Genomic DNA, 6909 nt, shown 5'->3' with positions numbered 1-6909 from the left:
GCATACATCATTTTAGAACACGAAAAGGAAAATACAATGGCTTTTTCTATCCGACTAAAAATGGTTAATTCTAAGCGACTCTGGGTGGTCGATTCCGCCCGACCCTAACAAGGATTATTATCTCCGAGGATATTTATAGATATAATAAAAACAGGATGTGGAAGATTTTCACATCCTGTTTTTAAAAAGGAACATTACAATAATCGATTACTCAAAGGAATGAGCAAAGGTTTCGTTTATCGGTCCAGTAGTATGCCCATCGAAAATAGATACAGGTAAAACTTTACTAGAAATCTCACTGGATGGATTCCTGATTTTATCAAGAAGTATGGAGACTGCTGTATCAGCAATACTTTTTTCTGAATTATCAGCAATACTGGTCAAAGGGGGTAGATATGTGTGAGTTTTTCGCAGATTGTCAAAACTAATCAGGGATATGTCCTCTGGAATACGATATCCTTTTTTTTGTAGTATTTCCATAGCAGAATAACTTTGTAGGTCATTAAAACCAATTACTGCAGTGTAATTAACCGGAAAAAATAACTCTTCATATGATTTATAGGAAGATGTTGATTCGGCTGATGATCCAAATACTGTGTGATAATCTATTTCTCGAATATTTGAGGCAGGTACATTTGCCTCTGAAAGCGCATCCATGATACCGGCATATCGACGAGTTTGCGAAAGATTATATTTAGGACCCGGAAGATAGAGAAAATGACGGTGGCCTAATTCCAGCAAATGTTTTCCGGCAATATATCCGCCCTGATAATCATCACAGCGAACAAAGTTTGTCTGACATTCCGGCATTTCACGGTCAACCAATACGAGAGGTATATTATTCTGATTGATAAGGTTGATGGCATTTTTATTATATTTTCGTGGAAAGAAAACAATCCCACTGACATTATAAGACAGTGCAAGAGACAGGGAATAATCAGCATAGTTTTTTTCTATATAGGATCCTAAAATCAGAGTATGATAACCATATTTACGTAATTTAACAGTAATCTGTGAAATAATATCGGAATAGTGCGGATTTTGGATATCATCAACAATAATTGCAATCAGAGTTGTATGACCGGAACGCAGAGAAGATGCAACTACGTTTTTCATATAACCGAGGTCATCCGCTATCTGATGTATTCTGCTTATTGTTGCTTCGGAAAGTTTAGAATCATTTCTGAGTGCGCGAGAAACAGTATTGACTGAATAACCGCACTGGTCAGCTATATCTTTTAAAGTAATTCTTTTATTTGGGCTGTTCATATTAATTCTCCTCTGATATATATTGCAGAATCGTTATTTGGTACAGAAGATAGACAGATTATTTATCTGACTTACAAAATGTCACCTATGTTCTGATAGTATATTCAATTATATTCTATAATGACAAGAAAATCAAATTGCAATAATATGAAAATGGATTCGAATATAAAAAATGCATAAAAAATAATACATGAAAACATATATTTTGCACAAAATGACATAAATTATGAAATTTACTATTGACTTTTTGTCAGATTAACGTTAATCTAAGAACGTAGCAAGAAACAACGTGAAAGTACAAACTAATAATTTAAGGAGGGTAACTATATGAAAAAAAGACTTCTTGCATGTACATTGGCAGCAACAATGATTCTTGGATCAACTGCACCTGTTTTAGCGGCAGATGACGGATCAACACAGGGAACTAACACATTTGTTGATGGTGGAACAGATCTTAGCTTTTGGACATTTCAGGAACTTCACGTAGGATTCTGGACATCAATGGCTGATGTATGGAATGAGCAGAATCCAGACAGACCAATTAACTTAACTGTCACAACAGGTGAGTCCTCATCCTTACATAGTAAATTGCTGATTGCATGCCAGTCCGGTGAGGGGGCTCCAGACATGGCAGACATTGAAATCGGACATTATGGTGCATTCCTGAAGGATGGTTACTTACTTCCGATTAATGATGCAGTAGAACCGTATAAAGATGATGTTGTTATGTCTCGTATCAGTATGTATGGTGATAATGAGGATAATTATTATGGTGTAGACTTCCATCTGGGAGCTACAGTTGCTTACTACAATATGGATATCATGAACGAAGCTGGTGTGGATCCTGCAGATATCGTTACATGGGATGATTATGTAGAAGCTGGCAAAACCGTACTGGAAAAAACAGGGACTCCGATGTGTGCTGTAGAAACATCAGATCTTTTCCTTCCACAGTGTATGTTGCTTGAGAAAGGTGTTCAGTATGTAGATGAAGATGGAAATCCAAATCTTGTTACAGATGAACATGCAGAAGTAATTGATTATATTCGTTCAATGATTAACGATGGTGTTTGCGAAATCGCTCCTGGCGGTGGATTCCACACAGAAGAATGGTATGGACATCTCAATGGAGGTGGTGTTGCATCCGTAATCATGCCATTATGGTATATGGGAAGATTTACAGACTATTGTTCAGATCTTGATGGTAAAATGGCTATTTATCCAATTCCTGTATGGAACGAGGGTGATACACGTGAAGTTCTTCAGGGTGGTACAGGAACATCTGTTATCAAGGGAACAGAGAACGAACAGTTAGCAAAAGATTTCCTTGCTTTTGCAAAATTATCAAAAGAAGGCTGTACATATGAATGGGAAAAACTTGGATTTGACCCGATTCGTACAGAGCTTTGGGATGACCCGGCTATTACTGAAAACAAAGATAATAAGTTCCTTGCATACTTTACTACTAACCCATTTGATATTCTGAAAGAAAATGGAACAGACATCACAGCTCCAAACATCAGCGGCAGCTATTCAGCAACATATAGTACACTTGTTTCTACAACTTATTCAAATGCATTTGAAATTTCTGTAGATCAGGATGCTAAAGAACTTCTTCAGAGCGAACAGGATTCTATTATCTACTAAATATATGTTCTGATTTTCAGACATAGAGCTTAAAAGGAAGGCTGCAGGAGGAGAACCTGTAGCCTTCCTTTTCTTTAAATAAATTGTCTGAATACATCAACATAGGGAGGGATTGCATTGAAAAAACAGAGCAAAACAAAAAAATTATTATATTCACAGAAAGTGGCACCCTATGTATTCGTAATGCCATTTATTATTACATTTGTTGTATTCTTCGCATACTCCATCGTGAGTATGGTGATTATGAGTTTTCAGAAAGTAGCTGGTCCAAATACCACATTCGTTGGACTGGAAAACTATAAGATTTTAAAAAATGCAGTTTTCATTAAGAGTTTGAAGAACAGTATTTTCTATACAATCGTTACCTGTCTTTTAATGATTCCGATTCCGATGGTTCTTGCAGCAATGCTGAACAGTAAACATATGAGAGCCAAAGGAACATTTAGAAGTATTCTGTTTGTTCCGGCACTGACTTCGGTAGTAGTTGCGGGTGTTGTTTTCCGACTGATGTTTGGTGAATTGGAAGGATCTTTTATGAACCAGGTAGTTGGACTTTTTGGCATAGATCCTATAGTATGGTTAAGGACTCCTGGCACAGTCTGGTGTACATTGTTTTTCCTGTGTTTGTGGAGATGGACAGGTGTAAACATGATGTATTATCTGTCCGGACTGCAGCAGATACCTGCTGATCTGTATGAATCTGCATCTATTGATGGTGCAACCAGTATGGAACAGCTTCGTTACATTACAATTCCGTTACTAAAACCTACAACAATTTATGTACTTACAATTTCCATTTTTGGTGGTATGGCAATGTTTTCAGAAAGCTACATGTTGTTTAACGGAAACAAATCGCCGAATAATGTGGCTACCACATTGGTTGGTATGTTATATCGAATGGGATTTGAGCAGAGTCAGCTTGGCATTGCAAGTGCTATCGGTGTAATATTCCTGCTTATCGTTCTGGCAGTTAATATTGTACAGCTTTGGATAAATGGAACTATAGGAAGTAAAAAGGGGGAATAAACAATGTCAATAACAAAAAAATCAAAAATCTATTCTACGTGTTTATTTATCTTCTTTGTGATCGTTGCAATTATCACATTACTCCCGCTGGCACTTCTTGCTGTTTCGTCGCTGCGTCCGGGTTCTGATCTGATGCGTTATGGATTGAATTTTTCTATTGATTGGGCAAATGCAAATTTGAATGAATATAAAATGTTATTCAGTGGTGCAAATTCATACTTTGTATGGTACAAAAACAGTTTGATCATTACTGTTGTGCAGGTTGCACTTGCATTGTTCCTGAGTGCATGTGTAGGTTATGGATTTGCAATGTATAATTTTAAAGGAAAGAATATTTTATTCCTTTGTGTTTTACTTGTTATGATGATCCCTACAGAAGTAATTTTGCTTCCTCTTTACAGATTGATTGTAAAAATGGATCTGATTAATAACATGTGGGGAATTATCCTGCCGTATCTGGTTGTTCCGATGCTGGTATTTTTCTTCAGGCAGTATCTGATGGGAATCCCGAAGGATTTTCTGGATGCAGCCAGAGTAGATGGATGTACAGAGTATGGTATTTTCTTTAAAATCATGATTCCTCTGATGAAACCTTCTTTCGCAGCTATGGGGATTTATCAGGGAATGCAGAGTTGGAATAACTTTCTTTGGCCAATGATTGTAACAAACTCAATTGATAAAATCACACTTCCTGTTGGTCTGCAGAGCCTTCTTTCGCCATACGGAAACAACTATGACATCCTGATAGCCGGATCATGTTTCGCAATTATTCCGATTTTGGCATTATTCGTTTGTTTCCAGAGATATTTTATTGAAGGTATGACAGCTGGAGGAGTAAAAGGTTAAAAATTTTTAAATATGGAGGAAAATCGAAATGAAGCAGGCAAGAATGATAATCGACAGAGCGTTTAAAGTTTCAGAAGTTGATAAGAGAATTTATGGATCCTTTATTGAGCATCTTGGCAGAGCTGTTTATGATGGAATTTATCAGCCGGGAAATCCATTATCAGATGAGGATGGTTTTCGCACAGATGTATTAAACATGGTAAAGGAATTAAATGTGCCAATCGTAAGATATCCAGGTGGAAACTTTGTATCAAACTTTTTCTGGGAAGACAGCGTAGGGCCTGTCGAGGAACGCCCGGTTCGTCTGGAACTTGCGTGGAGAAGTCTGGAACAGAATAAAATCGGTCTGAATGAGTTTTCAAAATGGCTCAAAAAAGCTGATGCAGATATGATGATGGCAGTAAACCTTGGTACAAGAGGTGTGGCAGATGCATGCAATCTTCTGGAATACTGTAACCATCCGGGAGGAACCAAATATAGTGATCTGCGTATTAAACATGGTGTAAAAGATCCTCATAATGTAAAAGTATGGTGTCTTGGAAATGAAATGGATGGCGACTGGCAGATTGGACATAAGACTATGCATGAATATGGTCGGCTTTCCCAGGAAACTGCAAAAGCTATGAAACTGATTGACCCTACTATTGAGCTTGTTTCCTGTGGAAGTTCTAATTTGGATATGCCTACGTTTCCTGAGTGGGAAGCAACTACATTGGGTTACAATTATGATTATGTGGATTATGTCTCTTTGCATCAGTATTATGGAAATTTAAATAATGATACAGCAGACTTCCTTGCCTTATCAGATGATATGGACAAATTTATCCGTTCTGTCATTGCGACCTGTGACTTTGTGAGGGCAAAGAAACGCGGTAAAAAGGATATCAATCTTAGTTTTGATGAGTGGAATGTATGGTTCCATACAAGAGAAGCTGATGATGAATTCATGGAAAAAGATCCATGGCACATTGCACCTCCACTGCTGGAAGATCAGTATAGCTTTGAAGATGCACTTCTTGTAGGTCTTATGCTGATCACTTTAATGAAACATGCAGATCGTGTAAAGATGGCATGCCTGGCTCAGCTTGTAAATGTAATTGCTCCGATTATGACAGAAAAAGACGGTGGTAAAGCATGGAGACAGACAATTTTCTATCCATTTATGCACGCATCCAGATATGGTCGAGGTATGGTTCTTCAGCCAGTGATTGATACACCAGTACATGATACAAAAGAGCATGAAAACGTAACAGATCTTTCCAGTGTTGCGGTATGGAATGAGGCTGATGAAGAGCTGACTGTTTTTGCAGTAAACAGAAATATTGATGAAGATATGGAACTTGTTACAGATTTACGAAGCATGGAAGGATATCAGCTGATTGAACATATTGTACTTGAAAATAATGATATGAAGGCATGCAATAGTGCTTCCGGTGAAGCAGTGATTCCGATAACTGTATCAAGAAGTAAGGTAGATGGTGGAATTATGACATCTGTTCTTAACAAAGCATCATGGAATGTTATCAGATTAAAAAAACAGAAATAATCAGGTAGGAAGTTGACAAAAAAGATAGGTGGTCGTTTTTATCGGTAATTAATTTTGAGGATGAAGGTGGCCACCTATTTGAAATTTTGGTCAACTTTTTTATATATGTGGATATTGAAAAGTCTAAGGGATATGAGGAATTTTACAGAGAGTAGATCCATATGTATATCGCCATACAGATGGAAATTATTATTTTATATGATCGCATTGTTCTGAGAAAAAGTGAGACTTTGGCAGGATTAAAAGATGATGAAGGAGTAACAGTCTGGGAAAAACATAAAGAAGGAATCATGAGTGAACATATTTGGGCTCCTGAGATGCATTATCTGAATCGTCATGCTATGCTGATGAAGATTTAATGGATGACTGGAGCTCCGATTTTTTCTTATGAAACCTGAGGAGAATAGGAATATATATAAACTGTATGAAATATTGATTTTAAATATTGAGTTTTATAACATAATTTTTAGGATAATAAGCGGGAATCCTCGGCAATTCAATTACCGAGATGAAAGCGCAAACTGTGCATATCTGCACTCATAATAAATAAAAATAACAAAACGGTTTTCATTCAA

General features: G+C 37.0%; 6 protein-coding genes. 5 read left to right on the top strand and 1 reads right to left on the bottom strand.

All coding sequences use genetic code 11. The annotated features are described in order from the left end of the window. Positions 1–207: 207 nt before the first annotated feature. Entirely contained in the window at positions 208–1269 is a 1062-nt protein-coding gene (locus ACTNES_RS18370) for a LacI family DNA-binding transcriptional regulator (protein ID WP_441040320.1), read from the bottom strand. A gap of 327 nt (positions 1270–1596) precedes the next feature. Here ACTNES_RS18370 and ACTNES_RS18365 point away from each other — a divergent pair, with 327 nt between their 5' ends. The 5 genes from ACTNES_RS18365 (at position 1597) to ACTNES_RS18345 (ending at position 6693) form a co-directional block, all read left to right on the top strand. Then, the gene (locus ACTNES_RS18365) at positions 1597–2916 is read left to right on the top strand and encodes an ABC transporter substrate-binding protein (RefSeq protein ID WP_055057689.1); all 1320 of its coding nucleotides are present in this window, start codon (positions 1597–1599) and stop codon (positions 2914–2916) included. 117 nt (positions 2917–3033) lie between these two features. Continuing rightward, entirely contained in the window at positions 3034–3942 is a 909-nt protein-coding gene (locus ACTNES_RS18360) for a carbohydrate ABC transporter permease (RefSeq protein WP_441040319.1), read from the top strand. A gap of 3 nt (positions 3943–3945) precedes the next feature. Then, positions 3946–4788 (top strand): carbohydrate ABC transporter permease, encoded by an 843-nt coding sequence (locus ACTNES_RS18355; RefSeq protein WP_055060143.1) that lies wholly within the window; start codon positions 3946–3948, stop codon positions 4786–4788. Between the two features lie 28 nt (positions 4789–4816). Further along, complete coding sequence (gene arfA, locus ACTNES_RS18350; protein WP_008707095.1) at positions 4817–6334, top strand: arabinosylfuranosidase ArfA; 1518 nt, start codon at positions 4817–4819, stop codon at positions 6332–6334. A 161-nt stretch (positions 6335–6495) separates the two neighbouring features. Further along, complete coding sequence (locus tag ACTNES_RS18345) at positions 6496–6693, top strand: hypothetical protein (protein ID WP_441040318.1); 198 nt, start codon at positions 6496–6498, stop codon at positions 6691–6693. Positions 6694–6909 lie beyond the last annotated feature (216 nt).

It is taken from the genome of Blautia sp. HCP3S3_D9, assembly GCF_052063845.1.
In the GTDB taxonomy this organism is placed as follows: domain Bacteria; phylum Bacillota; class Clostridia; order Lachnospirales; family Lachnospiraceae; genus Blautia_A.
This window is presented reverse-complemented; position numbering and strand designations above follow the sequence as displayed.

Coding starts and splice junctions, on each gene's coding strand:
- ACTNES_RS18370 (WP_441040320.1), bottom strand. CDS start 1,269: ATGAACAGCCCAAATAAAAGAATTACTTTAAAAGATATAGCTGACCAG.
- ACTNES_RS18365 (WP_055057689.1), top strand. CDS start 1,597: ATGAAAAAAAGACTTCTTGCATGTACATTGGCAGCAACAATGATTCTT.
- ACTNES_RS18355 (WP_055060143.1), top strand. CDS start 3,946: ATGTCAATAACAAAAAAATCAAAAATCTATTCTACGTGTTTATTTATC.
- arfA (WP_008707095.1), top strand. CDS start 4,817: ATGAAGCAGGCAAGAATGATAATCGACAGAGCGTTTAAAGTTTCAGAA.
- ACTNES_RS18345 (WP_441040318.1), top strand. CDS start 6,496: ATGTATATCGCCATACAGATGGAAATTATTATTTTATATGATCGCATT.